The organism is Aurantimonas sp. Leaf443 (genome assembly GCF_001425575.1).
GTDB lineage: Bacteria > Pseudomonadota > Alphaproteobacteria > Rhizobiales > Rhizobiaceae > Leaf443.
Map to the genome: position 1 here is coordinate 597,249 of NZ_LMRD01000001.1, position 23,163 is coordinate 620,411.

At 68.7% G+C, this 23,163-nt stretch carries 20 protein-coding genes and 1 tRNA gene; 16 read left to right on the forward strand and 5 right to left on the reverse strand.

Features of this window, described 5'->3' with window-relative positions:
- The first annotated feature begins 107 nt into the window (after nt 1–107).
- The 4 genes from ASG48_RS02680 (at nt 108) to ASG48_RS02695 (ending at nt 3,451) form a co-directional block, all read left to right on the forward strand.
- Entirely contained in the window at nt 108–287 is a 180-nt protein-coding gene (locus ASG48_RS02680) for a CsbD family protein (protein ID WP_055844748.1), read from the forward strand.
- A 98-nt stretch (nt 288–385) separates the two neighbouring features.
- Nucleotides 386–592, forward strand: a complete 207-nt coding sequence (locus ASG48_RS02685) for a hypothetical protein (RefSeq protein WP_055844751.1) — start codon at nt 386–388, stop codon at nt 590–592.
- 92 nt (nt 593–684) lie between these two features.
- Nucleotides 685–870, forward strand: a complete 186-nt coding sequence (locus ASG48_RS02690) for a DUF2934 domain-containing protein (RefSeq protein WP_055844754.1) — start codon at nt 685–687, stop codon at nt 868–870.
- 205 nt (nt 871–1,075) lie between these two features.
- Complete coding sequence (locus tag ASG48_RS02695; protein WP_055844757.1) at nt 1,076–3,451, forward strand: EAL domain-containing protein; 2,376 nt, start codon at nt 1,076–1,078, stop codon at nt 3,449–3,451.
- A 186-nt stretch (nt 3,452–3,637) separates the two neighbouring features.
- Here the strand turns inward: ASG48_RS02695 and ASG48_RS02700 are convergent, their stop codons facing one another.
- Nucleotides 3,638–4,717: a tartrate dehydrogenase gene (locus ASG48_RS02700; RefSeq protein ID WP_055844760.1), complete on the reverse strand. Its 1,080-nt coding sequence runs from the start codon at nt 4,715–4,717 to the stop codon at nt 3,638–3,640.
- Nucleotides 4,718–4,787: 70 nt separating this feature from the next.
- Nucleotides 4,788–5,759: a tripartite tricarboxylate transporter substrate-binding protein gene (locus tag ASG48_RS02705; RefSeq protein WP_055844763.1), complete on the reverse strand. Its 972-nt coding sequence runs from the start codon at nt 5,757–5,759 to the stop codon at nt 4,788–4,790.
- 146 nt (nt 5,760–5,905) lie between these two features.
- Here ASG48_RS02705 and ASG48_RS02710 point away from each other — a divergent pair, with 146 nt between their 5' ends.
- Nucleotides 5,906–6,820 carry a LysR substrate-binding domain-containing protein gene (locus tag ASG48_RS02710; RefSeq protein WP_055844766.1) on the forward strand — a complete coding sequence of 305 codons (915 nt, stop codon included), beginning with the start codon at nt 5,906–5,908 and terminating at the stop codon, nt 6,818–6,820.
- Nucleotides 6,821–7,131: 311 nt separating this feature from the next.
- Here ASG48_RS02710 and ASG48_RS18905 read toward each other — a convergent pair whose 3' ends face one another.
- A complete protein-coding gene (locus ASG48_RS18905; RefSeq protein WP_280137991.1) occupies nt 7,132–7,260 on the reverse strand; it encodes a hypothetical protein in 129 nt (42 codons plus the stop codon).
- Nucleotides 7,261–7,690: 430 nt separating this feature from the next.
- Between ASG48_RS18905 and ASG48_RS02715 the strand changes: the two genes are divergently transcribed.
- The 8 genes from ASG48_RS02715 (at nt 7,691) to ASG48_RS02750 (ending at nt 16,889) form a co-directional block, all read left to right on the forward strand.
- Complete coding sequence (locus tag ASG48_RS02715) at nt 7,691–9,559, forward strand: TRAP transporter large permease subunit (RefSeq protein ID WP_055844769.1); 1,869 nt, start codon at nt 7,691–7,693, stop codon at nt 9,557–9,559.
- Between the two features lie 72 nt (nt 9,560–9,631).
- Entirely contained in the window at nt 9,632–10,642 is a 1,011-nt protein-coding gene (locus ASG48_RS02720) for a TRAP transporter substrate-binding protein (RefSeq protein WP_055845417.1), read from the forward strand.
- 151 nt (nt 10,643–10,793) lie between these two features.
- Nucleotides 10,794–11,609 carry an SDR family NAD(P)-dependent oxidoreductase gene (locus ASG48_RS02725; RefSeq protein WP_055845422.1) on the forward strand — a complete coding sequence of 272 codons (816 nt, stop codon included), beginning with the start codon at nt 10,794–10,796 and terminating at the stop codon, nt 11,607–11,609.
- Nucleotides 11,610–11,614: 5 nt separating this feature from the next.
- Entirely contained in the window at nt 11,615–12,466 is an 852-nt protein-coding gene (locus tag ASG48_RS02730; protein WP_055844772.1) for an IclR family transcriptional regulator, read from the forward strand.
- Nucleotides 12,463–13,632, forward strand: coding sequence for an acetyl-CoA acetyltransferase (locus tag ASG48_RS02735; protein ID WP_055844775.1), 1,170 nt, complete (start codon nt 12,463–12,465; stop codon nt 13,630–13,632). The genes ASG48_RS02730 and ASG48_RS02735 overlap by 4 nt, the downstream gene beginning before the upstream one ends.
- Nucleotides 13,629–15,275 (forward strand): acyl-CoA synthetase, encoded by a 1,647-nt coding sequence (locus ASG48_RS02740; protein WP_055844778.1) that lies wholly within the window; start codon nt 13,629–13,631, stop codon nt 15,273–15,275. Before ASG48_RS02735 ends, ASG48_RS02740 begins: the two co-directional genes overlap by 4 nt.
- Nucleotides 15,272–16,030, forward strand: coding sequence for an SDR family NAD(P)-dependent oxidoreductase (locus tag ASG48_RS02745; protein WP_055844781.1), 759 nt, complete (start codon nt 15,272–15,274; stop codon nt 16,028–16,030). The genes ASG48_RS02740 and ASG48_RS02745 overlap by 4 nt, the downstream gene beginning before the upstream one ends.
- 1 nt (nt 16,031) lies before the next feature.
- Complete coding sequence (locus ASG48_RS02750; protein WP_055844784.1) at nt 16,032–16,889, forward strand: DUF296 domain-containing protein; 858 nt, start codon at nt 16,032–16,034, stop codon at nt 16,887–16,889.
- A gap of 160 nt (nt 16,890–17,049) precedes the next feature.
- On the opposite strand, the gene ASG48_RS02755 is transcribed toward ASG48_RS02750, so the two are convergent.
- A tRNA-Ser gene (locus tag ASG48_RS02755) sits at nt 17,050–17,139 on the reverse strand.
- A 476-nt stretch (nt 17,140–17,615) separates the two neighbouring features.
- On the opposite strand from ASG48_RS02755, the gene ASG48_RS02760 reads away from it, so the two are divergent.
- The 3 genes from ASG48_RS02760 to ASG48_RS18500 all read left to right on the forward strand — a co-directional run bounded on the left by ASG48_RS02760 (nt 17,616) and on the right by ASG48_RS18500 (nt 20,649).
- A complete protein-coding gene (locus ASG48_RS02760) occupies nt 17,616–18,590 on the forward strand; it encodes a UDP-glucuronic acid decarboxylase family protein (protein ID WP_055844787.1) in 975 nt (324 codons plus the stop codon).
- Nucleotides 18,590–19,417, forward strand: a complete 828-nt coding sequence (locus ASG48_RS02765) for a WecB/TagA/CpsF family glycosyltransferase (protein ID WP_082529182.1) — start codon at nt 18,590–18,592, stop codon at nt 19,415–19,417. The genes ASG48_RS02760 and ASG48_RS02765 overlap by 1 nt, the downstream gene beginning before the upstream one ends.
- Nucleotides 19,418–19,635: 218 nt before the next feature.
- Complete coding sequence (locus ASG48_RS18500; protein ID WP_156381408.1) at nt 19,636–20,649, forward strand: response regulator transcription factor; 1,014 nt, start codon at nt 19,636–19,638, stop codon at nt 20,647–20,649.
- A gap of 148 nt (nt 20,650–20,797) precedes the next feature.
- Here ASG48_RS18500 and ASG48_RS02775 read toward each other — a convergent pair whose 3' ends face one another.
- The gene (locus tag ASG48_RS02775; RefSeq protein ID WP_082529183.1) at nt 20,798–22,819 is read right to left on the reverse strand and encodes a right-handed parallel beta-helix repeat-containing protein; all 2,022 of its coding nucleotides are present in this window, start codon (nt 22,817–22,819) and stop codon (nt 20,798–20,800) included.
- Between the last annotated feature and the right edge of the window lie 344 nt (nt 22,820–23,163).

The following is a 23,163-nucleotide window of genomic DNA, read 5'->3' on the forward strand; positions in this document are numbered from 1 at the left end:
GCAGCTGCAACTGTGGGGCGCGCTTGCGCACCCCATCTAAAAGACCATCCAGCGGCGGGACCTCGTTTCGATTACCCGCCGCACCATTCGAACCCAAGGAGAACGAGATGGATAAGGACCGCATCGAGGGGACGAAGAAGCAGGTCGTGGGCTCCGTCAAGGAGGCGCTTGGCAAGGTGACCGGCAACGAGCGGGTCGAGGCCGAGGGCAAGGCCGAGAAGATCGAAGGCAAGGTCCAGGACAAGGCCGGCGAGGCCAAGGACAAGCTGCGCGACGCGCTGAAATAGGCAGGCGGGCGGCGTCGCCGGCACGGGGCCGGCGGCACCGCCATCCGCCGGCGGCCGCAAGGGAGCGCCCTTTCCGGCCGTCGGCCAAGGGGCGAGACATGCTGAATCTCTTCCGGATGGGTGGCGAGACCGTCTCCGTCTGCGCGGTGCCGGACGGCGGCGCGCTGCCGGGCTTCCTGCGCGGAGACGGTTGGACCTATATCGGCAAGGTCTCCGACATCGCCGACCGGCTGCCGGAGGCGGACCGCGCGACCTACGCGTCCGTGCTGCGCGAGACGGGATACTACGTCTTCGTGCAGGCCTGAGAACGACCGGCACGCCAAGCCCGCCGAGCTGCGGAGCCATCCGGACGCTTGGCCGGGACGAGCGCGGGCACAGACCCGCGCAGGGAGGAAACATGCGAGACGGCAACGATACCGACCTGACGCCGATCGTCAGGGACAGGGCCTATTTCCTCTGGGAGCAGGCCGGGCGGCCCTATGGCCGCGAATTCGAGTTCTGGGCGAAGGCGTCCGAGGAGATCGAGGCCGATCGGCGCGCCTGGATCGAGCGCCAGCGCGCCGAACGCAGCGTCGCGCGCTGAGGCGGCGGCCGGATGGAACGAGCGGTCCTGCGACGGGCGGCGGGCGGCCGCGACCGGCGCTGGGGCGGCGCTTTTGTCGCGGCCGACGGCCTGCGGAATGGGCGTTGGATGCGGAGCCGACCACGGGTTCGGCGGTCCGAATTCAGCGAATCTCAATCCGCCTGCGCGATGGTGAAGACGGGCCCAGAATGCGGAACCGCCTTCCATGATGACTGTCCTGTCCTGCATCGCAGGGGATCATAATCCCTGGCTGATCGCCGTTGCGGCGCTCGTCTGCGTGGCGGGTTCGTGGGCGACGGTGCGGCTGTTCAAGCGGGCGGCGGAGACGCGCTGGCCGGAGCGGGGCGCCTGGTTCATCCTCAACGCGCTCATCACCGGCGCCTCCATCTGGTGCACCCATTTCATCGCCATGCTCGGCTACGATCCCGGCACGCTCGTGGGTTTCGAGCCGGTGCTGACGATCGTCTCCCTCCTCGTCGCCATGGCGGGCGCGGGCATCGGCTTCGTCGTGGCGGCCTCCAGCCGGCGGGGCGCCTCGCTTCTGGGCGGCGCCATCCTGGGTCTTGCCATCGTCGTCATGCATTACACGGGCATGATGGGCTACCGCGTCGAAGGCATCGTGAGCTGGGACCTGTCCTATCTCGCGGCCTCGATCGCCTTCTCCTGCGTCTTCTCGGCCGCCGCCCTCTTCGCCGTCCGCGCCTCGGACGAGGCGCGCCACGCGCATGCGGGCACCGCTCTCCTGGTCCTTGCGATCGTCGGCCTGCATTTCACGGGCATGACCGCCTTCCGCGTCGAACCGATGGAGATCGCCGGTTCCTATTCCAACCCCGCGGCGCTGCGGGCGCTGGCGCTCGCCGTGGCCGGCGTCGCGCTCGTCATCATCGGGGCGGGCTTCGCGAGCGGCATGATCGACGATCGCTCCCGCGCACAGGCCGCCGACGCGCTCACGAATATGTCGAACGGGCTCGTCGCCGTGTCGCCGGCCGGGCGCATCACGCTCTTCAACGGCCGGGTCGCGGAGATCTTCGATCTCGGCGAGAAGGTCATGCGCACGGACATGCCGCTCGCCGAATTCCTCGCCGCCATCGGCGCCCGGTCGGGCTGGGACGCGGATCGCGTCCGGCGCGTGGTGAGCAACCACGCCCTGTGGTTCGCCAAGACCGAGACGACGCGGCTGGAGCAGGCCTTCGAGGACGGGCGATACGTCGCCGTCGTCTGCCGTCCGCTGCCCGGGGGCGGCGCGATCCTCACCTACGAGGACGTGACCGAGGCGCGCGAGGGACAGCGGCGGATCGCCCACATGGCCTATCACGATGCGCTGACCGGCCTGCCCAACCGCCGGCTCTTCGCCGACACGATCGAGGGCAGGGCAGGCGCCAGCGCCCTCACGCTGCTCCTCGTCGACCTCGACTGCTTCAAGGCCGTGAACGACAAGTTCGGCCACGCGGCCGGCGACGACCTCCTCGTCCAGGTCGTCGCGCGCCTGCGGGCCGTCCTGTCCGAGAGCGACCGGGCCTTTCGCCTCGGGGGCGACGAGTTCGCCGTCCTCATCCCGGACGATCATGTCCGTGCCGGCGCGCTCGCCGGCCGCATGGTCGAGGCGCTCGCCGTGCCCTTCGCCATCGGCCCGAACATGGTGCGCATCGGCTGCAGCGTCGGCATTGCGTCCATCCTGTCGACCGACGACGCATCGGCCGTGCAGCGCCGCGCGGATCTTGCGCTCTACAAGGCGAAGAACGAAGGGCGCGGGCGGGTCGAGATCTATCGTGAGGGCATGTTCGAGGAGGCCGCCGAGCGCCAAGCCTTCGAGGAGGAGCTGGCCCTGGCGGTGGAGCGCGGCCAGCTGGAGCTGCATTTCCAGCCGCTCTACGCGCTGTCGCCGCACCGCCTGGCCGGCTTCGAGGCGCTCGTGCGCTGGCGCCACCCGGAGCGGGGCATGATCTCGCCGGCGGTCTTCATCCCCGTCGCGGAAACCAGCGGCTCCATGGAGCGGATCGGCGCCTGGGTGTTGGACGAGGCCCTGCGCGAGGCCGCCTCCTGGCCGGACGACATCTATGTCTCGGTCAATGTCTCGCCGGTGCAGCTCCAGACGCCGGCGATCCTGACGCAGATCCACCGGGCGATCGACGACCACGGCCTGTCGCCCCGGCAGATCGAGCTCGAACTGACAGAGACGGCTCTCGTCGAGAATGGCGGGCAGATCGCGGCCATGCTGGCCGGCTTCCGGGCCCTCGGCATCCGCGTCGCCATGGACGATTTCGGCACCGGCTATTCCTCCCTCGCTCATCTCCGGGAGTTCAAGATCGACCGCATCAAGATCGACCGCAGCTTCGTGAGCGGAGAGGGCGAGGAGGCCAACGCCTCGGCCGTGGTGCGCGCCGTCGTCGGGATCGCGCGCGAACTCGGCATCGAGACGACGGCGGAAGGCATCGAGGACGAGGAGCAGCTCGGCCGCATGATGGGCTTCGGCTGCGGCACCGGACAGGGCTATCTCCTCGGCCGGCCGATGGTGGCCCCGGCCGCCCGCGCGCTGATCGACGGGCGCGAGGCAGGTTTGCGGGTCGCGGCCGCCGGCTGACGGGCCGGGCGCGGCCGGCTTGCGCCGGCGCGACGCCCCGTTCCCCGCGTCCTCCGCCCTTTGCCGCCGCGCGTCCGGAACGACGGTCCTCGGCATCTGCCGCGCGGCATCGGTCCGCGCGGCGCCCGAGCCTCTTCCCGACTTGCAGGAATGCACCCGGAGGGTCGGTTGCGTGGCGGGCCGGGATCAGAGCACGATGTTGGAGCCCCGGATCGCCTCGCAGACCGCGTCCGTCACCTCCTGCGTGCTGGCCTTTCCGCCGACGTCCGGCGTCGTCACGCCGCTGCCGGTGACGGTCTCCACCGCGTGCATCAGGCGGCGCGCGGCCTTCGGCTCGCCGAGATGCTCCAGCATCTGCGCCGCCGTCCAGAACGTGGCGACGGGATTGGCGATGCCCTTGCCGGTAATGTCGAAGGCCGAGCCGTGAATCGGCTCGAACATCGAGGGGAAGCGCCGTTCCGGGTCGATATTGGCCGTGGGCGCGACGCCGAGACTGCCGGCCAGCGCGCCCGCGAGGTCCGACAGGATGTCGGCATGGAGGTTCGTCGCCACGATCGTGTCGAGGCTCCGGGGCTTCAGCGTCATGCGCACGGTCATGGCGTCCACCAGCATCTTGTCCCAGGTCACGTCCGGAAATTCGCGGGCGACCTCCGCGGCGATCTCGTCCCACATCACCATGCCGTGGCGCTGGGCGTTGGACTTGGTGACGACGGTGAGGAACTTGCGCGGACGCGACTGCGCGAGGCGGAAGGCGTAGCGCATGATGCGCGTGACGCCGACGCGGGTGAAGATCGCGACCTCGGTGCCGACCTCCTCGGGCAGGCCGCGATGGGCGCGCCCGCCATGGCCGGAATATTCGCCTTCTGAATTCTCGCGCACGATCACCCAGTCGAGATCGCCGGGCTTCACGCCGGACAGCGGCGAGACGATGCCCGGCAGGATCTTGGTCGGGCGCACATTGGCATACTGGTCGAAGCCCTGGCAGATCGGCAGGCGCAGGCCCCACAGCGTGACGTGGTCCGGCACGTCGGGAGCGCCGACCGCGCCGAAGAAGATGGCGTCGAAGGCCTTCAGCTGCTCGGTCCCGTCCGCCGGCATCATCGCGCCCTGCCGGCGGTAATAGTCCGAGCCCCAGTCGAATTCCGTCACGTCGAGCCGGAACGTGCCCTCGCGGCGCTCCAGCGCCTCGAGCGCCTGCAGACCGGCGGCGATCACCTCGGGGCCGATGCCGTCGGCGGGAATGGCGGCGATCCTGTAGGTCTGCATGGCGGTCTCCTTCGGGTCCTCGTCGATGGGGCGCCGGACGAGACAGATCGTCCGGCGAAGCTGGCATGGGCTAGCGCTGTCCGGCGTCGCCGAGAAGCGTGTTCCAGCGAGCGAGCTCGGAGCGCAGACGCGCGTCGAGCGCGGCGGGCGTGGCGAGATCGGCCGGAACGGGCGCGGTGCCCAGACCCGCGAAACGCTCGATCACGACCGGGTCCACGAGCGCCTTCCGCAGCGAGGCGGACAGGTGCTGGCGGATCGGCTCGGGCGTGCCCTTGGGCGCCCAGATCGCGTGCCAGGCGGTGATCTCGAAGCCGTCGAGGCCGCTCGAAGCCAATGGCGGCACCTGCGGCAGGATGGCGATCGGCTCCTTCGTGGTGACGGCATAGGGCTTGATCTCGCCCGCCGCGATCTGGTTCGCCGTGTTGGTCGTCTGGTCGCACATGAGGTCGATCTGGCCGCCGACGAGATCGGTCATGGCAGGCCCCGTGCCCTTGTAGGGAACGACCGTCAGCGTCGCGCCGGTCGCCTCGGTGAGGAGCCGTCCGCAGAGGTCCGAGACGGCGCCGACCCCGGCCGTGCCGAAGGTCGCGCCCGCGCCCTCGCCCTTCAGCCAGGCGAGGAGCGCCCCGACATCGGCCGGCGGCAGGTCCTTGCGCCCGACGAGCGTCATCGGCACGTCGGTCACGAGCCCGACGGAGGAGAAGTCTTCGCCCGGCTCGTAGGCGAGATCGGGATAGAGGGCGCCGAAGGTGGAGACCGCCACATGGTAGAGGAGCAGCGTGTAGCCGTCGGGCGCTGCCTTGGCCACCTGGCCGGCGCCGAGCGAGCCGCCCGCGCCCCCGACATTCTCGATCAGCACCTGCTGGCCGAGATCCTTCGTCATCGCCTCGGCGACGAGGCGGGCGACGGTGTCGCTCGGGCCGCCGGCCGCAGCCGGCACGAGGATCGTCACCGGCTTCTCGGGATAGGCCTGCTGCGCGACAGCGGGCAGGGCGAAGGCCATCGCCACGCCGGCGAGCGCGGCGGTCAGAAACGTCTTCATGTCGTCCTCCCAGGATGCAGGGCGGGCGCTTCGAGCCCCGCCTCGCGCGGCGCCGCTCCCACGGCATCGCTGAGTGTCGGCTTTAAGACGTTGTGAACCTTTGCCCCATGGGCTGAAGATTATATTCTCCCATGATACGATGGCGCATGGAACTCAGACAGATCCGATGCGTGCTGGCGGCGGCCGACGAGATGCATTTCGGGAGGGCGGCCCGCACGCTCGACATGCTGCCGGCCGGCTTCGGACGCCAGATCCGCATGATCGAGGAGGAACTCGGCGTCGCCCTGTTCGAGCGCACGACCCGCGCCGTCGCGCTGACCGAGGCGGGGCGCGACTTCGTGCGCGAGGCGCGGCCCCTGTTGGACGCCGCCGATGCCCTCGTGGAGCGCCTGCGCGACCGCGGACGCTCGGTGAGCCGCGTCATCCGGCTGGGCGCCATCGACAGCGCCGCGGCCGGCCTCGTGCCCGCGCTCATCCACGATCTCCACACGCAGGACCCGGACCTTGCGATCGAACTGACGGAGGAGAAGTCGATCCGCCTGATCCCCAAGCTTCTCTCCGGCCGGCTGGATCTGGCGATCATCCGCCCGCCCGCCCGGCTCGACCCGCGGCTGCGCACGCGCTTCCTGCTGCACGAGACGGCCGTCGTCGCGCTTCCCGCCGCCCATCCGCTCGGGCGGGGCGCCGAAGTGGATGTCGCCGACCTCGCCGACATCGCCATGATCATCCCGGAGCGCCGCTCGCGTCCGCACAGCCACGACCTGACGATGAAGCTCTTCGAGGGGGAGGGGCTCACGCCCCGCATCGCGCAGATCGCCGAGGAGAAGCAGACGATCCTCAACATGGTCGCGGCCGGGATCGGCGCGGCCATCGTGCCCCTCTGGTCCGCCCGGCTCGCCGTCGCCGGCGTCCTCTTCCGCCCCCTGGCCGGCCGCTCCGCCTCCGGAGCCCACCGCCTGCCGCTCGCCGTCGCCTGGCAGGCGGATGTGCGAGACGCCAACCGCGACCGCCTGCTCGACCTCCTCCTGCGCAATCTCGACCGCTACGCGGCGCAGGAATAGGCCAGCCTTCAGGTTTCGGCGCTGCGTGCGACCAGGCCGACATGCCACGGCGGGAATGCGCCCGTCGGCGCGGTTCTGCAGTCCTCGCAGGCGTCTGGAGCAGGTCGGGGCGTGCCGGTCGTGGAAAGGCGACGGCTTTCGTCGCGCGGAAGGGACGTCGGCGAGGTTCGGCCTCGTCGATGCGGCGAAGACGAATTCCCCGTCCAGCGTCCGTGGAATGCCTTTCGCGTCTTCACGCCGCCTGAACCCGAAGCGTCGGGCTGGCGGGGCCGTCGGGCCCCGCGAGATTGAAACGGTGTTATGGACCGTTTTCAGACGGAGCGGCGGTTCGCCTGGGCGACGAGGCGCGATGCGTCGATCGAACGGGCGCGAACGAAGGCGCTCCAGAACGTGCTACGCTTGTCCGAGGTCTGTTCGGTCTTCTTCCTCGATTGCGTCATCGTCGGCATCCCTCTTGATCGCTGACCATTTCATAACCGGACCGACGGCTTTCCGGGATTGACGATTTCGCATTGCAGCGGTGCATCCGGCCCTGGGCTCTGCTCGCGCGAACCGACGAGGCGGTCGACAGGCGGCAGGACGGCCGACGAGAGGGCAAAGCCGAAAGTCCATGATATGGACCGATAAGATCGAAGAAAGACGTTGTAGAACATGGAGATAAAAATTCGGTTTGCGGGATCGGCGAAGCCGGCCTAGAAAAATGGACCCTTCGGAGCCGGAGACTCGCGGAGGGTGGGTGACGTGTCCGTCAGGGAGCTGGGAGGTTCCGGACGTGTCGCCGGAGGGAGACTGGATCTCATCGAACACGGTCGGCCATTCCCGCGGGAGGGCTCTCGACACGCGTCGATCGATCCGAGGGAGGAGGACGGGATGACGACTGCCACCGACAGCGCCCCTGACTTTGCACTGCTGGCCGAGACGGAGAGCGCGCGGCCCGGCTCGCCGCTGATGCGACCCGTCGAGGTCGTGGCGGCGATCCTCCTCGTGGCGATCATGGGAATGCTGCTCGCCAACGTCATCTTCCGCTACGGCCTGTCGCATCCGATCGTCTGGATCGACGAGGCGGCGTCGACCGCCTTTCTCTGGCTCGTGATGCTCGGCTCGGCGATCGCCATCGACCGCTCCGAGCACTTGCGTCTCACGGTCGGCCTCAACCTCCTGCCCGCCGCGGCGCGCCGCTTCGTCGAGACGCTGGGCCTCGTGGCCGTGCTCGGCTTTCTCGTCGCCCTCCTGCCGGCGGCTTACAGCTACGCGTCCGGGGAGATGGACATCACCACCTCGGCGCTGAGCATTCCCGCCGGCTACCGGGCGCTCGCCCTTCCCGCCGGCATGGCGCTGATGGCCGTCCTCGTGGTCGCCGAACTCCTCCGCACCGCCCGGCCGATGGAGGCCGCGGCCTCGCTCGTCATCGTCTGCGCGATCCTCGGCGGTCTCTGGTTCATGTCCCCGATCTTCGAGACGCTCGGCAACACCAACATCTTCCTGTTCCTGGTGCTCGGAGGCGTCCTGTGCCTCGCCATGGGCGTGCCCATCGCCTTCTGCTTCGGCATCGCGACGATGCTCTTCCTCGGCTTCACAACGTTCATGCCGACCGAGGTGGTCGTGGGGCGCATGGACGAGGGCATGTCGAGCCTGATCCTCCTGTCCGTTCCCGTCTTCGTGTTTCTCGGCTGCATTCTCGATGCCACCGGCATGGGCAAGGCGATCGTGGAGTTCCTCGCCTCCATGCTCGGCCATGTGAAGGCCGGCATGTCCTACGTGCTCCTCGGCTCGCTGTTCCTCGTCTCCGGCATTTCGGGCTCCAAGGTCTCCGACATGGCGACCGTCGCGCCGGCCCTCTTTCCCGAGATGAAGCGCCGGGGGCACCAGCCCAAGGAGATGATTGCGCTTCTGGCGACCGGTGCGGCCATGGCCGACACGGTGCCGCCCTCCATCGTGCTGATCGTCCTCGGCTCGGTCGCGGGCGTTTCCATCGCCGGCCTCTTCACGAGCGGTTTTGCCATCGCCATGGTGCTGCTCCTGGCGCTGGCCGTCCTGGCGCGCTTCAAGGCGCGGGGCGAAGATGTGACCGGCGTGCGTCGGCCGACGCTCAAGACCATCGGCCGCGCCGCGCTGATCTCCGCGCCCGCCCTCGTCCTGCCCTTCATCATCCGCAGCGCGGTGGCCAGCGGCGCGGCCACGGCGACCGAGGTCTCGACGATCGCGGTCGTCTACGCCTTCCTGATCGGCTCCGTCCTCTACGGCGGCATCGGGCCGCGCAAGTGCTACCGGATGCTGGTGGAGACGGCGGCGATGAGCGGGGCGATCCTCCTCATCCTCGGCACGGCCGCCGCCATGGCCTGGGCCCTGACGCAGACCGGCTTCGCCTTCGAACTGACCGATCGCCTCAGCGCGCTGCCGGGGGGCTGGTTCACCTTCATGCTGGTGTCGATCGCGGTGTTCATGCTCCTGGGCTGCGTGCTCGAGGGCCTGCCGGCCATCGTGCTCCTGGCGCCGATCATGTTCCCGATCGCGCGCGCCATGGGCATCAACGACATCCACTATTCGATGGTCGTCGTGACGGCCATGAACATCGGCCTCATGGCGCCGCCGATCGGCGTCGGCTTCTACATCGCCTGCAAGATCGGCAACGTCTCGCCCGACGGCGCGATGGCGGCGATCTGGCCCTATCTCGGCGCGATGCTCGCCGGGCTCCTGGTCATCGCGGCCGTGCCCTGGTTCTCGCTGGCCTTTCTCTGACGGGCCGGGCGCCCTGCGCCCCGCCCCGACGACAGAACACCTTTTAACGGATCTCGGGAGGAGAGAATGACGATGACGATCACGCGCAGGACGATGCTGCTCGGCACGGGAACGCTGGCTCTGGGCGCGGCCTTCCACACCAAGGCCCGCGCCGCCGAGTTCACCTACAAGTTCGCCAACAACCTGCCGCTGTCGCATCCCCTGAACGTCCGTCTGAAGGAGGCTGCCGACGGCATCCTCGAGGCGACGGGCGGGCGCATGAAGATCAACATCTTCCCCTCCAGCCAGCTCGGCAACGACACCGAGACGCTGTCGCAGGTGCGCAACGGGGCGACCGAGTTCTTCTCGCTGTCGCCGCTGATCCTGTCGACGCTCGTGCCCGCCGCCGCCATCAACGGCGTCGGCTTCGCCTTCCCCGACTACGCCACGGTCTGGAAGGCCATGGACGGCGAACTCGGCGCCTATGCCCGCGCCGAGATCGAGAAGAAGGGTCTCGTGCCCATGGAGAAGATCTGGGACAACGGCTTCCGCCAGATCACCAGCTCCAACCGCGCCATCACGACGCCCGACGACCTCAAGGGCTTCAAGATCCGCGTGCCGCCGAGCCAGCTCTGGCAGTCCATGTTCACCGCTTTCGGCTCGGCGCCGACCACGATCAACTTCGCCGAGGTCTATACGGCGCTCAGCACCGGCATCGTCGACGGACAGGAGAATCCGCTGGCCATCGTGTCGAGCGCCAAGCTCTACGAGGTGCAGAAGAACTGCGCCATGACCAACCATATGTGGGACGGGTTCTGGCTCCTGGCCAACAAGCGCGCCTGGGAGCGCCTGCCCGAGGACGTTCGCGGGACCGTCGCCGAGAAGCTCAACGAGGCCGGCCTCGCCCAGCGGGCCGACACCGCCAAGGTCAACGACACGGTGCGCGAGCAGCTGACCAAGGACGGCATGACCTTCACCGAATGCGACAAGGCCGCCTTCCGCGAAACGCTGCGCCAGGCCGGCTTCTACGCCGAATGGAAGGGCAAGTTCGGCGACGAGGCCTGGTCGATCCTCGAAAAGGCCGTGGGCGCGTCGCTCAGCTGATCGACGGGAAGCCCCTTCCGCCCAAGGCGAGAGGGGCCTTCCGCCGCCGTTTCCTCATTCCCCGGCGCCTCTTCTCTCGACGGGCGCCGGGCCGGCCGATCGTTGCCTGGAGATCCCGCCCTTGAACGCGCGTTCCAGCCCATCCCCACGCCTGCGTCCCCGTCTCGAGGGCAAGTCGGCCATCGTCTTCGGCGCGGGCTCGGCCGGCCCCGGCTGGGGCAACGGAAAGGCGGCGGCCGTGCTCTATGCCCGCGAGGGCGCCCGCGTCGCCTGTGCCGACCTCGACCGCGCGGCGGCCGAGGAGACGGCCGAGATCATCCGGTCCGAAGGGGGAACCGCGCTGGCCCTGTCGACGGACGTGACCGACCTCGCCTCGGTGGAGGACGCTGTCGCGCAGACGCTCGCAGCGTTCGGCGCGATCTCGATCCTGCACAACAATGTCGGCGTCACGCATATGGGCGGCCCGGTGGAACTGACGGAGATCGAGTTTCAGCAATCGGTCGATCTCAATCTCGGCTCGGTCTTCCGCACGGCCAAGGCGGTCATCCCCGCCATGCTGGAGGCGGGCGGCGGCGCGATCGTCAACATCTCCTCGCTCGCCGGCCTGCGCTGGACCGGATATCCCTATTTCGCCTATTACGCGACCAAGGCGGGCGTCCATCAGGCGACGGTGGCGATCGCCATGCAATATGCGACCCGCGGGATCCGTGCCAATTGCGTGGTGCCCGGCCTCGTCGACACGCCTCTGATCTACCGGCAGATTTCCTCCCAATACGCCTCCACGCAGGAGATGGTCGCCGCGCGTAACGCGGCGGTGCCCGGCGGGCGGATGGGCGATGCGTGGGACGTCGCCCATGCCGCCTTGTTCCTGGCCTCCGACGAGGCGCGTTTCATCACCGGGGTGTGCCTGCCCGTCGATGGCGGCCAGAGCTGTGCGGTCGTCGCGCCCGCCGCCGGGGGGCGCTAGCGGCGATGGAGGCGCTCATGGACAGGGACCTGACGGGAGCCCAGAGCGTCGATCGCGCGCTCAAGCTCCTGTCAATGGTGGGCCGGCAGGGCGAGCGCGGCCTCGGGCTGGCCGAAGCGGTGGAGGCGAGCGGCATCAACAAGCCGACCGCGCGCCGCCTGCTGCTGGCGCTGATGCGCGCCGGCCTCGTGCATCAGGCGGAGACGGACCGGCGCTACTATCTCGGCGAGGAGGCCTACATCCTCGGCACGCTCGCCTCGCCCCGCTTCGGCCTCCTGCGCCTCGCCATGCCGAGCCTGACGCGTCTGGCGTCCAAGACCGCCGATTCCACGTTCCTGTCGGTCCGCCGCGGCGCGATCTCGGTCTGCCTGCATCGCGAGGAGGGCACGTTCCCGATCCGCACCCATGCCCTGCAGGTCGGCTACGAACATCCGCTCGGCGCCGGGGCCGGCTCGCTCGCCATGCTCGCGGCCCTCCCGGACGACGAGATGGAGGCGGTCATGAAGACCAACGCCCCCGTCATGGAAGCACGCTACCCCCTGCTCACGCCGCAGGAGCTGCGCCGGCATCTCGCGCTCGCCCGAACGCGCGGCTATGCCGTCAATCCCGGCCTGATCCTCGCCAATTCCTGGGGCGTCGGCGTTGCCGTCCGTCACCCCGACGGCTCGGTCGCCGGCGCCATCAGCATCGCCGCGATCGACAGCCGGATGCAGCCGCCGCGTCAGGGCGAGCTCGGCCAGCTTCTGATGGCCGAAGCCGTCCTGGTCGAGGCCGCCCTTGCCGAACGGTTCGACCGGCCCGGCAGCATGGCGCGCCCCGCCGCGCCCACCCCCGCCAAAAGGAGATCGTTCAAATGACGAAGGCTGAGATCGTAGGCTGGTCGCACTCCGTGTTCGGCAAGTCCGATTGCCCCGACACGGAGGCGCTCATGGCCTCCGTCGTCGGCCCCGCGCTCGCCCATGCCGGCATCGGCGCGGCCGATGTGGACGGGCTGTTCGTGGGCGTGATGAATGCCGGCTTCTCCAGCCAGGGCTTCGAGGCCGCGCTGGTCGGCATGGTCGATCCGGCGCTCGCGCACGTTCCCGCCGTGCGCACCGAAAACGCCTGTTCCACCGGATCGGCGGCACTCTACTGCGCGATGGACTTCATCGAGGCGGGGCGCGGGCGCATCGCTCTCGTCGTGGGCGCCGAGAAGATGACCGCCGTGCCGACCGCCACGGTCGGCGACATCCTCCTGAACGCCAGCTACCGCAGGGAGGAGGGCGATGTCGAAGGCGGCTTCGCCGGGGTCTTCGGGCGCATCGCACAGAACTATTTCCAGCGCTACGGCGACCGCTCGGCGGAACTGGCGATGATCGCCGCCAAGAACCACGCCAACGGCGCGGTCAATCCGTTCGCCCACATGCGCCGCGACGTCGGCTTCGACTTCTGCAACACCGTGTCGGACAAGAACCCGATCGTCGCCGGTCCCCTGCGCCGGACGGACTGTTCCATGGTGTCGGACGGGGCGGCGGCGCTCGTCCTCGCCGATGCCGAGACCGCCGCGACGCTGGAGCGCGCGATCGCGTTTCGCGCCAGGGCCCAGGCCAACGACGTGCTCGCGCTCAGCCGCCGCGACCCGCTCGCCTTCGACGGCCCGCGCCGCGCCTGGGCTCGCGCGCTGGACCAGGCCGGGCTGACGCTGGACGACCTGTCCTTCGTGGAAACCCACGACTGCTTCACCATCGCCGAGTTGATCGAATACGAGGCCATGGGCCTTGCCGAACCCGGCCAGGGACATCGCGTCGTGCGGGACGGCCTGACGACCAAGGGCGGACGCCTGCCGGTGAACCCGTCCGGGGGGTTGAAGGCGAAGGGGCATCCGGTCGGCGCGACCGGCGTCTCCATGCATGTCCTGGCGGCCATGCAGCTGATGGGCGAGGCGGGGGACATGCAGATTCCGGATGCCAGGCTCGCCGGCGTCTTCAACATGGGCGGCGCCGCCGTCTCCAACTATGTCTCGATCCTGGAGCGCACCCGATGAGCCCGAGCGATCCGGCGGGCGGCCTCGCGCCGGCCTCCACGCGCGTCATGAACCTCTCGCATTTCCTCACCCAGGCGGCCCGCCGCTATCCGGAGGCCGTCTCGCTGGTCCACGGGGCGCGGGAGTGGACCTGGGGTGAGATCGAGGCCCGCGTGAACGCGATGGCCTATGCGCTCGTCAACGAGTTCGGCGTGAAGAAGGGCGACCGGGTGCTCGTGCAATCGGCCAACTGCGTGCAGATGTTCGAGTCGCTTTTCGCGGTCCTGCGCATCGGCGCGGTCTGGGTGCCCACCAACTACCGCCAGACGCCGGACGAGGTCGCCCATCTCGCGCAGTCGAGCGGGGCGAGCCTGATGATCTGTCAGGCGGCCTTCGAAGCCCATGCACAAGCCTGCCGCGCCGACGGCACCGACATCCGCTCCGTCATCGCCATCGGTCCCTCGACCATCGGCGAGGACTACGACGCGATCGTCGCGCGCCATCTCGGACGCTCGATCGCCGGCCCCGCGATCCATCGGGACGATCCGTGCTGGTTCTTCTACACGTCCGGCACCACGGGTCGGCCGAAGGCGGCGGTGCTGACGCACGGCCAGATGGCCTTCGTCGTGAACAACCACAATGCGGACCTGTTTCCCGGAACGACGCAAGGGGATCGTTCGATCGTGGTGGCGCCCTTGTCGCATGGCGCAGGCATCCATCAGCTCTGCCAGGTGGCGCGCGCGGCGACGACGATCCTCATGCCCTCCGACAAGCTGGACGTGGCCACGTTCTGGGCGCTGGTGGAGACGTGGAAGGTGACCAACCTCTTCACCGTCCCCACCATCGTCAAGCTTCTGGTCGAGCACCCGTCGGTGGATGCGCACGACCATTCCTCGCTGCGCCACGTCATCTATGCCGGCGCCCCGATGTACCGGGCGGACCAGAAGCGGGCGCTGGAGAAGCTCGGCCCCGTGCTCGTCCAGTATTTCGGGCTCGGCGAGGTCACGGGCGCCATCACCGTCCTGCCGCCCGCCCATCACAGCCTGGACGACGAGGCCGCGCGCGTGGGCACCTGCGGCGTCGAGCGCATGGGGATGCAGGTCCAGATCCAGGACGGCGAGGGTCGCGAAGTGGCGCAAGGCGAGACGGGCGAGATCTGCGTCGTCGGCCCGGCCGTCTTCGCCGGCTACTACCGCAACCCGGAAGCCAATGCGAAGGCCTTCCGCGACGGCTGGTTCCGGACGGGCGATCTCGGCCATGTCGATGCGCAGGGCTTCCTCTTCATCACCGGCCGTGCCTCCGACATGTTTATTTCGGGCGGCTCGAACGTCTATCCGCGCGAGATCGAGGAGAAGCTTCTGATGCATCCCGACATCGGCGAGGCGGCGATCGTGGGCGTGCCCGATCCCGTCTGGGGCGAGGTCGGCGTGGCCGTCTGCATCGCGCGCGACGGCGCTCGTCTCTCGGAAGCCGAGGTCAAGGCTTGGCTCGAGGGCAAGGTCGCCCGGTACAAGATGCCGAAGGCGGTGCTGTTCTGGGACGAGATGCCCAAGTCCGCCTATGGCAAGATCACCAAGAAGACGATCCGCGCCGAGCTCGAGCGAAGCGGCGCGCTGGATCGTCTCGCCGGCGCGACCGGCACCGTTCGGACCGCTGCGGAATGAGCGCGGCGAACGGGTCCGTCCTCGTCACCGGCGGCGCCTCGGGCATCGGCCTCGACATCGCCGAACTGCTCCATGGCCGCGGCTGGCACCTCCATCTCGTCGACCGGAACGCGGAGGCGCTGGAGACGGCGCGGCAACGTCTCGGGCTCGACGCCGACCAGACGACGGCCTGCAGCGTCACGGACGAGGCCGAGGTGCGCGAGGCCATCGCGAAGGCCGAGGGCCGCGCGCCGCTTCTGGGCGTCGTCAATTCGGCCGGCATCGCCATGGACCGGCTCGCGGTCGAGACCAGCCTCGAAGACTTCCGCCGCATCGTGGACGTCAACCTGACCGGCACGTTCCTTCTGTGCCGCGAGGCCGCGCGGCACTGGCAGAAGGGGGGAACCACGGGATCGATCGTCAACATCTCCTCCGTCTCGGGCATCGTGGGAAGCCGGGGGCGGGCCGCCTACGGATCGTCCAAGGGAGCGGTCAACACCCTCACCCACATCCTCTCCACGGAGCTCGGCGGCAGCGGCATCCGCGTCAATGCCGTCGCGCCGGGCGCGATCGACACGCCGATGGCGCGGGCCGTCCACACCGAGGACGTGCGTGCGCAGTGGCACAAGCGCATCCCGCAGGGCCGCTACGGCACGCCGCGCGAGATCGCCGCGACGGTCGCCTTCCTGCTTTCCGACGAGGCGGCCTATATCAACGGTCAGGTCCTGGCCGTCGACGGCGGTTTCTCGACGGCCGGACTGGCGGTCGCGGGCTAGGATGCGCAGCAACCGCCAACCCGGCCCGGCATCCCTGCCGCGCATCCTCGCCATCCCGTGCCGGGCCGATCGGCTGACGCTGACGCTTCCCGCCGCCGACACGATCCTCGCCTCCGTCGCCCGAGGTCTCTCCGAGCATGGCGCCGACAGCGCCATCGTCCGGCTGCGGGGCGGGACCCTCGGTCGGCTCGCCTATCTGGGTCCGAGTCTGTCCACCGACGGCCTCCACGCCGCCTGGTACAGCGGGCCGCACAGGCCGGACGGACCGGCGGAGATCGAGGATCTCGTCATGGTCGTCGGTCTTCGCGACGGCGAGCCCTTCCTGCACGGACACGGCGTCTGGCGCGAAGCGTCGGGACGGCGGAGCGCCGGACATATCCTGCCGGAGGAGGCCCGGCTCGCCGGTCCGGTCGAGGCCGAGGCCCTTCTCGTCTCGGGCGCCGTCATGGATCAGGCCGAGGATCCCGAAACGCGCTTCCGCCTCTTCGCCCCGCGCCCTCGGGAGGAGCGCAGCGCCGCCTCGCGCGGACGGCGCGCCGTCCTCTGCCGTCTGAAGCCCAATGGTCTGCTGCACCGCGCGATCGAGGCGACGGCGCGCGAGCATGGCATTCGCCACGCCACGCTCCATGGGATCGGAAGCCTGATCGGGTGCACGTTCGCCTCCGGCGAGGTCATGACCGCGCCGGCCTCGGAGCTCCTGATCCGCGAGGGCACCCTGACGACGGACGCGTCCGGCCAGAGCCGGGCGTCCGTCGATCTGGCGATCGTCGATGTGGAGGGACGCGTTTTCCAGGGCGAGATCGCCCACGACGTCGATCCCGTCTGCATCACCTTCGAGCTTCTGATTCTGGAAGAGTGAGTCGAAGACGGATCCAACCCGATCTGCCCCGGGCGGATCACTCGCGCCTGGTTTGTGTCAAAGCATGCAGCAGAAAGGCTCCCGCCAGCGCCTCACCAGCTGAGGTCGTGCCGTCGTCTCCGCCAGAAACAAGAAATTATCGGATCGGCCGAGGCACGGGTGGCGGAGAGGAAGGGATTCGAACCCTCGATACCATCTCTGGTATACTCCCTTAGCAGGGGAGCGCCTTCGACCACTCGGCCACCTCTCCACGAGGGCGGGGATAGCATATTTCCGGCGCTTCGCAAGCGGCCTTGCTCGGTCGCGGGCGATGCTGGGGCGGGGATGGTTCGGCGCCGTGGCGTCCGCGGGGGCAAGGCTCGACCGGGCAGGGGGAGCCTGCGGCGCGGATGCGCCGGGGTCGGAGCGGGGGCGTGGCGATTTCGGGGCATCGGGTCCGGGTGACGTTCGATCCGTTCATGCTGCGCCGCCGCAAGTCCTGGGACTCAACGGCTCGCGGGCTCTTCAATCGAATGGGATACTCCCATTGAACAGCCGGCCGAAGATTGACCGGACCCGCCTGCACAACTCAATGTCCTGAAGAAATCGTAAATCTACAGCCGTAAAGTTACATGAGCGGCGTCAGAAAAGCGGCAAGTCGAATGGCCGGAAAGGCGAGCGCCCGGCGCTCGTCCACCGGCGATCGGCAACGCTTGCTGACGTGCCGCAGGGGCAGGAGGTGGGCGCATGACACGATATCTGGTGACGGGCGGCGCGGGGTTCATCGGCGCCAACCTGTGCGGGCGTCTCCTCGACGAGGGGCATCAGGTCGTCTGCCTCGACAACTTCTCCAGTTCCACGCCCGCCAACATCCTCCATCTCGTGGACCGGCCGGGCTTCACCCTTCTCGTCGGAGACGTGCGCTCCACGATCCGGGTCGATGCCGACGAGATCTTCCATCTCGCCTGTCCCGCCTCGCCGCCGCGCTACCAGGTCGATCCCGTCTTCACCATGGAGACCTCCGTGCTCGGCGCGATCAACGTCCTGGAGATGGCGCGGCGCACCGGCGCCAAGGTGCTTCTGGCCTCGACCAGCGAGATCTACGGCGAGCCGGCCGTCTCGCCCCAGCCCGAAACCTATCGCGGCAACGTCAACAGCTGGGGCCCGCGCGCCTGTTACGACGAGGGCAAGCGCTGCGCGGAATCGCTCTTCTACGACTACATCCGCAAATACGGCGTGGCCGGACGCGTCGTGCGCATCTTCAACACCTACGGCCCGCACATGGCGCCCGACGACGGCCGGGTCGTCTCCAACTTCATCGTCCAGGCCCTGTCGGGCGAGCCGCTGACGATCTATGGCGACGGCTCGCAGACCCGTTCGCTCTGCTATGTCGACGATCTCGTCGAGGGCTTCCTGCGCGTCATGGCCGCGCCCGTCCTTCCGGGGCCGGTCAATCTCGGCAATCCGCACGAGCGCACGATCCTGGAGATCGCGAGCGCGGTCGTGGACATTGTCGGGCGCGGGCGCTCGATCGAGTTCCATCCCCTGCCCATGGACGATCCGTCCCGGCGCTGCCCCGACATCTCGCTGGCCCGCGCGCATCTTCGCTGGGAGCCCGCGGTCGATCTCGGCGAGGGCCTGCGCCGCACGGTCGCCTATTTCGCCGGCCGCGTCGCTCCCGCCTTCGGGCCGGCCGTGATCCTGGCGGACGCGGCCGAGTGATGAGCGTCGACCTCCAGTTCGCAGGGCCCGCGCGACGCGCCAAGCCGGTCGCGACGCTGCCGGACGGCGGCGACCGCTTCGACGTGCTCGGCGTCAAGGTCGGCGCGATCGACCTGCAGGGCGCGGTCGAGCGCATCGAGCGCGCCATCGACACGCGCACGCCGATCTACGTGTGCATCACCGGCGTTCACGGCGTCGTCGAATGCCAGGGCGACGAAGCGCTCCTGCGCATCCACAACGAGGCCGGCCTCGTCACCCCGGACGGCATGCCGCTCGTCTGGATCGCGCGGCTGCGCGGGTTGAAGGGCGTCAGCCGCGTCTACGGTCCCGATCTCATGCGGGCGCTCACCGCACGGGCGCCGGCGCGCGGCGACGTGCATTTCTACTACGGCGGCGGGGAGGGGCTGGCGGCGCGCCTCAAGGCACGCCTGACCGGCGAGACGCCGGGATTGAACGTCTGCGGCACGCTCACGCCGCCGTTCCGCGCGCTCACCGAAGCCGAGGATCGCGCCGTGGTCGAAGCGATCAATCGCGCCCGTCCCGACATCCTCTTCGTCGGCCTCTCCACGCCCAAGCAGGAGCGCTGGATGCACGCGCACCGGTCGCTTCTGGACGTGCCCGTGATGATCGGCGTCGGCGCCGCCTTCGACTTCCTGGCGGGCGAGAAGAAGCAGGCGCCGCGCTGGATGCAGGCCAGCGGCCTCGAATGGCTGTTTCGCGCCTGCAGCGAACCCCGCCGCCTCGGACGGCGATATCTGCGTATTATTCCGGTCTTTGGTCTTGGGTTGGTATCGTCTATCGTAAGGGAAGTTATTAGACGGCGTTAGGTGCGTCTATATTTTTCCTTCGACACATGGGCATATAGGGGCCGATTTATTGGGAGGAATTGCATTGCTGGTCTTTTAGACATCCATCGATGCACTACCTGTGCTTGTGATAGCTCTCCTGGAAGTTGAAGAACGGGAAACGCAAACTACGCCGCGCCAGACAAAGGCTTTTGGCGGTCCGACCCGGACACGCAAAGCGGAACTTAGTCGGAGTGACCATGACAAAACGTGCCTCGATAGCGATCTGCGACAGCAGTCGCCTCTTTCGCGAAGGTGTCTCCTCCCTTCTCCGTGCCGCCCGGTTCAAGATCCTGGCGTCCGTCGCAGACATCGAGGAACTTCTGGAAATCGGAACGGAAGCCGGGTCGGACTGCATCTTCCTCATTGGAGAGCATGCCGGCGGCGCCTATACGATCGAGACCATCGCCCGGTTGAAGGTGACCTATCCCGGCTGCCACGTCGTCATGCTGGTCAATTCCTGCAGCGAGGAGAAGCGCTGGCAGGCCGAGCGGGCCGGCATCGAGGGCGTGCTTCTGCGCTCGATCTCGAGCGAGGCGCTGTTCCGCAGCCTGGAACTCGTGCTCATGGGCGAGCGCGTTTTCGTCGTCACCGCCGATCTCGACCATGGCGCCGACGAGGTCGCAAGCCCGGGCGCCCAGCGTCTGGAGGCCCCCAAGCTCGTCTCCGACGACCGGTTCGAGATCGTCTCGGGGCGCATGCGCGACGGCAAGGACTTCGCCGGCGCCGGCGAGGCCGCGCAGGAGCCCGTCCAGCTGAAGGTCGTCTCCACGCGGCGCGAAGGCCTGTCGGACCGCGAGCTGGAGATCCTCGACTGCCTCATCAGCGGCCACTCGAACAAGGTGATCGCGCGCCGCTGCGACATCACCGAGGCGACGGTGAAGGTTCATCTGAAGGCCATCCTGCGCAAGATCAATGTCGCCAACCGCACGCAGGCCGCGGTCTGGGCGCTGAACCGGATGCGGCTCGACGAGATGTCGGCCCGGCCCGTCAACGTCGCCGGCGACTGGAACCCCGACCTCGTGGCGCGCAGCCCCGGCACGTCCCATCCTTGCGACACGGACGCCTCGGCCGCCAGCGGCGAGGCCGAGGACGACGGGACCTCTTCCCGGCCGAACGGTGTCGTGCGGCCTCTGCCCGGCCGGGCCGAGGCGGGCATGATGGGGCCGCCCCGCGCGCCGACGCACGAGCCCGCGACCGCCCGGCCGATGTAGGCCGGCGCCTTGCGGCCGCGGGCCGGATGGGTTCCGAACGGGCAGACGTGAGAAAGGGAGGGGCCGCCAGGGTCCCTCCCTCCTTCGTCGTGAGGCCGGGCGTGCCCGCCGCCCGACGATGCGGGCCGGAAGGCGGGCGCCGCGATCCTCAGATCAGCAGGAAGTCGTTTGCCTGCAGCTCGCCCTTGGAGACGTCGTTGAGCGTCAGCGAGCTTTCGCCCAGATCGATCACCGTGTCGGAGCCGACATCTCGGGCGGCGGCCAGGACGTCGTCGAAGGAGCCGAACGCGGCGTAGTCGAGCGCGATGCGGTCGGCGTTGGAGCCGCCGAGTTCGAAATCCTCGATCGAATCGTTCCCGCTCTCCCCGCGGAAGACGAACGTATCGCGCCCGGCCCCGCCGAAGAGGAGCTCGCTCGCCTGGCTCGAGACGATCCGGTCGTCGCCGCCGAGCCCGTGGATCTCCAGCGCGCCGCCCTGGCCGACGAGACGTTCGCCGCTCGCGCTTCCCATGAGGTCGCCGTCGACGATCCGCCCGCCGCCCTGGAGCGAGGCTCCGCCGGTGGCGGTGCCGGGCGCCGGAACGACGACGGGTTCGGGCGTCGGGGATGGTTCCGGCGTCGGGGTCGGTGCCGTCTCGGGGGTCGGCGCGGGCTGGTCCGGGCCTTCCGCCACCGGTTCCGAAGGCGTTTCGGGAGCCGGCGTCGGAGCTGGGGCCGGAGCCGGCGTCGGCGTTGCGCCGCCCGATCCGCCGAGCCACTGGCTCGTGTCGATCGGCGCGTTGGTCAGCACCGAGCCGTTGTCCTGGTTGGTGGCGGCCTGGTAGGCGGCCCAGTCGTCGCCGCCGGGGAAGTCGCCCCACCACCAGTGATTGCCGTCGGCCATGTGGTATTCGTTGTTCGCGAACACGTTGCCGCCGTTGAGCATGCCGGCCTCGTTGAAGTCGGCCGCCCCGCCCGAGGCGCCTTCGCCCGAGCGCGACACGAGCACGTTGTCGTGCACGGTGTTGCTGGTCGTGGTGTAGGGCCCGTAGGCGCCGCTGCCGCGATCCTGCTGGATGAGGGCGATGCCGTTCAGGCCGCCGGAATGGTCGACGAGATTGTCGTGGACGTTGACGTTCTGCGAGTTCTGGATCTGGATCTGTCCGCCCCAGAGCCAGCCCTGCGATTTCGCGCCGTTGCCGATCAGCGTGTTGTCACGGATCTCGGCATCGTAGGAAATCTCGTGGCTGATGCCGCCGCCCTCGTTGTTCACGACGAGGTTGCCCTCGTAGAGGGTGCCGATATTGTCGATGTCGGTCCACAGGCCGAAGCCGTGATTGTCATGGGTGTAGTTGTCGCGCACGACGAGATTGGTCGTCAGGGCGAACTTGGTACCCCCGCCTTCCCAATAGGGGTCGATCCCGGCCCATTCGCCGTTGGAGGCGATCTCGTTGCGCTCGACGAGGATATTGGCGCCTTCGCCGCCGATCCCCATCTCGCCATTGCCGTGGACGTAGTTGCCGACGACCTGGCTGCCGGCCTGGACCGTGATGCCGACGCCGAAATTATCGCGCACCTCGTTGTTCTTCACCGTCCAGTTCTCGCCGCCCTGGATGGCGCCGTGCTGGACGGGGGAGGAGAACTGCTCGATCGTGAGGTTGGAGATCGTGACGTTCTTGGCATCGGACTCGAAGGCCGCCGCCGCCTTGCCCGTCTCCACGAGATGGCCGGCCGGGTTGTCGGCGAAATAGATCTTGTCCGCGGCGTAATCGAAGTAGAACGTCCCCGCCTTCACGGCGTCCGTGCTGGCCACCGGCGTCAGGTGCTGGCCGTCGATGAAGAGCGTCTCGGGAAATCCGCCGCGCACGGCGCCGGGCGCGGCCTCGTCGGTCGCGATGCGGTCGCCTTCCTGCGTCTGGCCGCTCGCGACATAGAGCGAACCCGCTCTCTCGAAGTCGGTGAGGACGGCCGATCCGTCGAGCACGGCGCCCTTGGCGCCGAGGAAGGTCTGCCCGTCCTTCGGGTCGATCGGCGTGGCGAGCCGGTGCAGGCCGCTTTCGAACCAGAAGGTGGCGCCGGTCGGCGCGGCGGCGACCTTGGCCTGGTAGTCGTCCCCCACGGACAAGGTAATGGCATTGGCAGGCTTGGCGATGCTCGTCGGACCGGTGGCAAGCTGTGTTGTAATAGTCATGGAATAATGTCGATCCCCTTTGTTGACGCCGAAACATTAGATTTGGAACGCGGCCGGGATGTGTTAACGCAAAATTTTTACTATAAGTTGCGGGATAAACGGAAAAACGGACTGAAAATGGGACAGATAGCTCTGGGTAGTTGACCTATAATGAAACAGTAAAAATTCAGAGCGGGGTTGCGTGAACGCATTGTCCGCCGCGTTTTTGCCGCATTTTGAGAAGTCGTCGCTGCCTGTTTCGCGGCCGCTTGCAGCGTTTCCGGCCCTCCACGGGGCGGCGCCTGCGTCGCCGGTCGGTCCCGTCGTCCGAGGCGCCGTCTCCCGCCCGCGATCGGCCCGCGCGG

Coding starts and splice junctions, on each gene's coding strand:
- ASG48_RS02680 (WP_055844748.1), top strand. CDS start 108: ATGGATAAGGACCGCATCGAGGGGACGAAGAAGCAGGTCGTGGGCTCC.
- ASG48_RS02685 (WP_055844751.1), top strand. CDS start 386: ATGCTGAATCTCTTCCGGATGGGTGGCGAGACCGTCTCCGTCTGCGCG.
- ASG48_RS02690 (WP_055844754.1), top strand. CDS start 685: ATGCGAGACGGCAACGATACCGACCTGACGCCGATCGTCAGGGACAGG.
- ASG48_RS02695 (WP_055844757.1), top strand. CDS start 1,076: ATGATGACTGTCCTGTCCTGCATCGCAGGGGATCATAATCCCTGGCTG.
- ASG48_RS02700 (WP_055844760.1), bottom strand. CDS start 4,717: ATGCAGACCTACAGGATCGCCGCCATTCCCGCCGACGGCATCGGCCCC.
- ASG48_RS02705 (WP_055844763.1), bottom strand. CDS start 5,759: ATGAAGACGTTTCTGACCGCCGCGCTCGCCGGCGTGGCGATGGCCTTC.
- ASG48_RS02710 (WP_055844766.1), top strand. CDS start 5,906: ATGGAACTCAGACAGATCCGATGCGTGCTGGCGGCGGCCGACGAGATG.
- ASG48_RS18905 (WP_280137991.1), bottom strand. CDS start 7,260: ATGACGCAATCGAGGAAGAAGACCGAACAGACCTCGGACAAGCGTAGC.
- ASG48_RS02715 (WP_055844769.1), top strand. CDS start 7,691: ATGACGACTGCCACCGACAGCGCCCCTGACTTTGCACTGCTGGCCGAG.
- ASG48_RS02720 (WP_055845417.1), top strand. CDS start 9,632: ATGACGATCACGCGCAGGACGATGCTGCTCGGCACGGGAACGCTGGCT.
- ASG48_RS02730 (WP_055844772.1), top strand. CDS start 11,615: ATGGAGGCGCTCATGGACAGGGACCTGACGGGAGCCCAGAGCGTCGAT.
- ASG48_RS02735 (WP_055844775.1), top strand. CDS start 12,463: ATGACGAAGGCTGAGATCGTAGGCTGGTCGCACTCCGTGTTCGGCAAG.
- ASG48_RS02740 (WP_055844778.1), top strand. CDS start 13,629: ATGAGCCCGAGCGATCCGGCGGGCGGCCTCGCGCCGGCCTCCACGCGC.
- ASG48_RS02745 (WP_055844781.1), top strand. CDS start 15,272: ATGAGCGCGGCGAACGGGTCCGTCCTCGTCACCGGCGGCGCCTCGGGC.
- ASG48_RS02750 (WP_055844784.1), top strand. CDS start 16,032: ATGCGCAGCAACCGCCAACCCGGCCCGGCATCCCTGCCGCGCATCCTC.
- ASG48_RS02760 (WP_055844787.1), top strand. CDS start 17,616: ATGACACGATATCTGGTGACGGGCGGCGCGGGGTTCATCGGCGCCAAC.
- ASG48_RS02765 (WP_082529182.1), top strand. CDS start 18,590: ATGAGCGTCGACCTCCAGTTCGCAGGGCCCGCGCGACGCGCCAAGCCG.
- ASG48_RS18500 (WP_156381408.1), top strand. CDS start 19,636: ATGACAAAACGTGCCTCGATAGCGATCTGCGACAGCAGTCGCCTCTTT.
- ASG48_RS02775 (WP_082529183.1), bottom strand. CDS start 22,819: ATGACTATTACAACACAGCTTGCCACCGGTCCGACGAGCATCGCCAAG.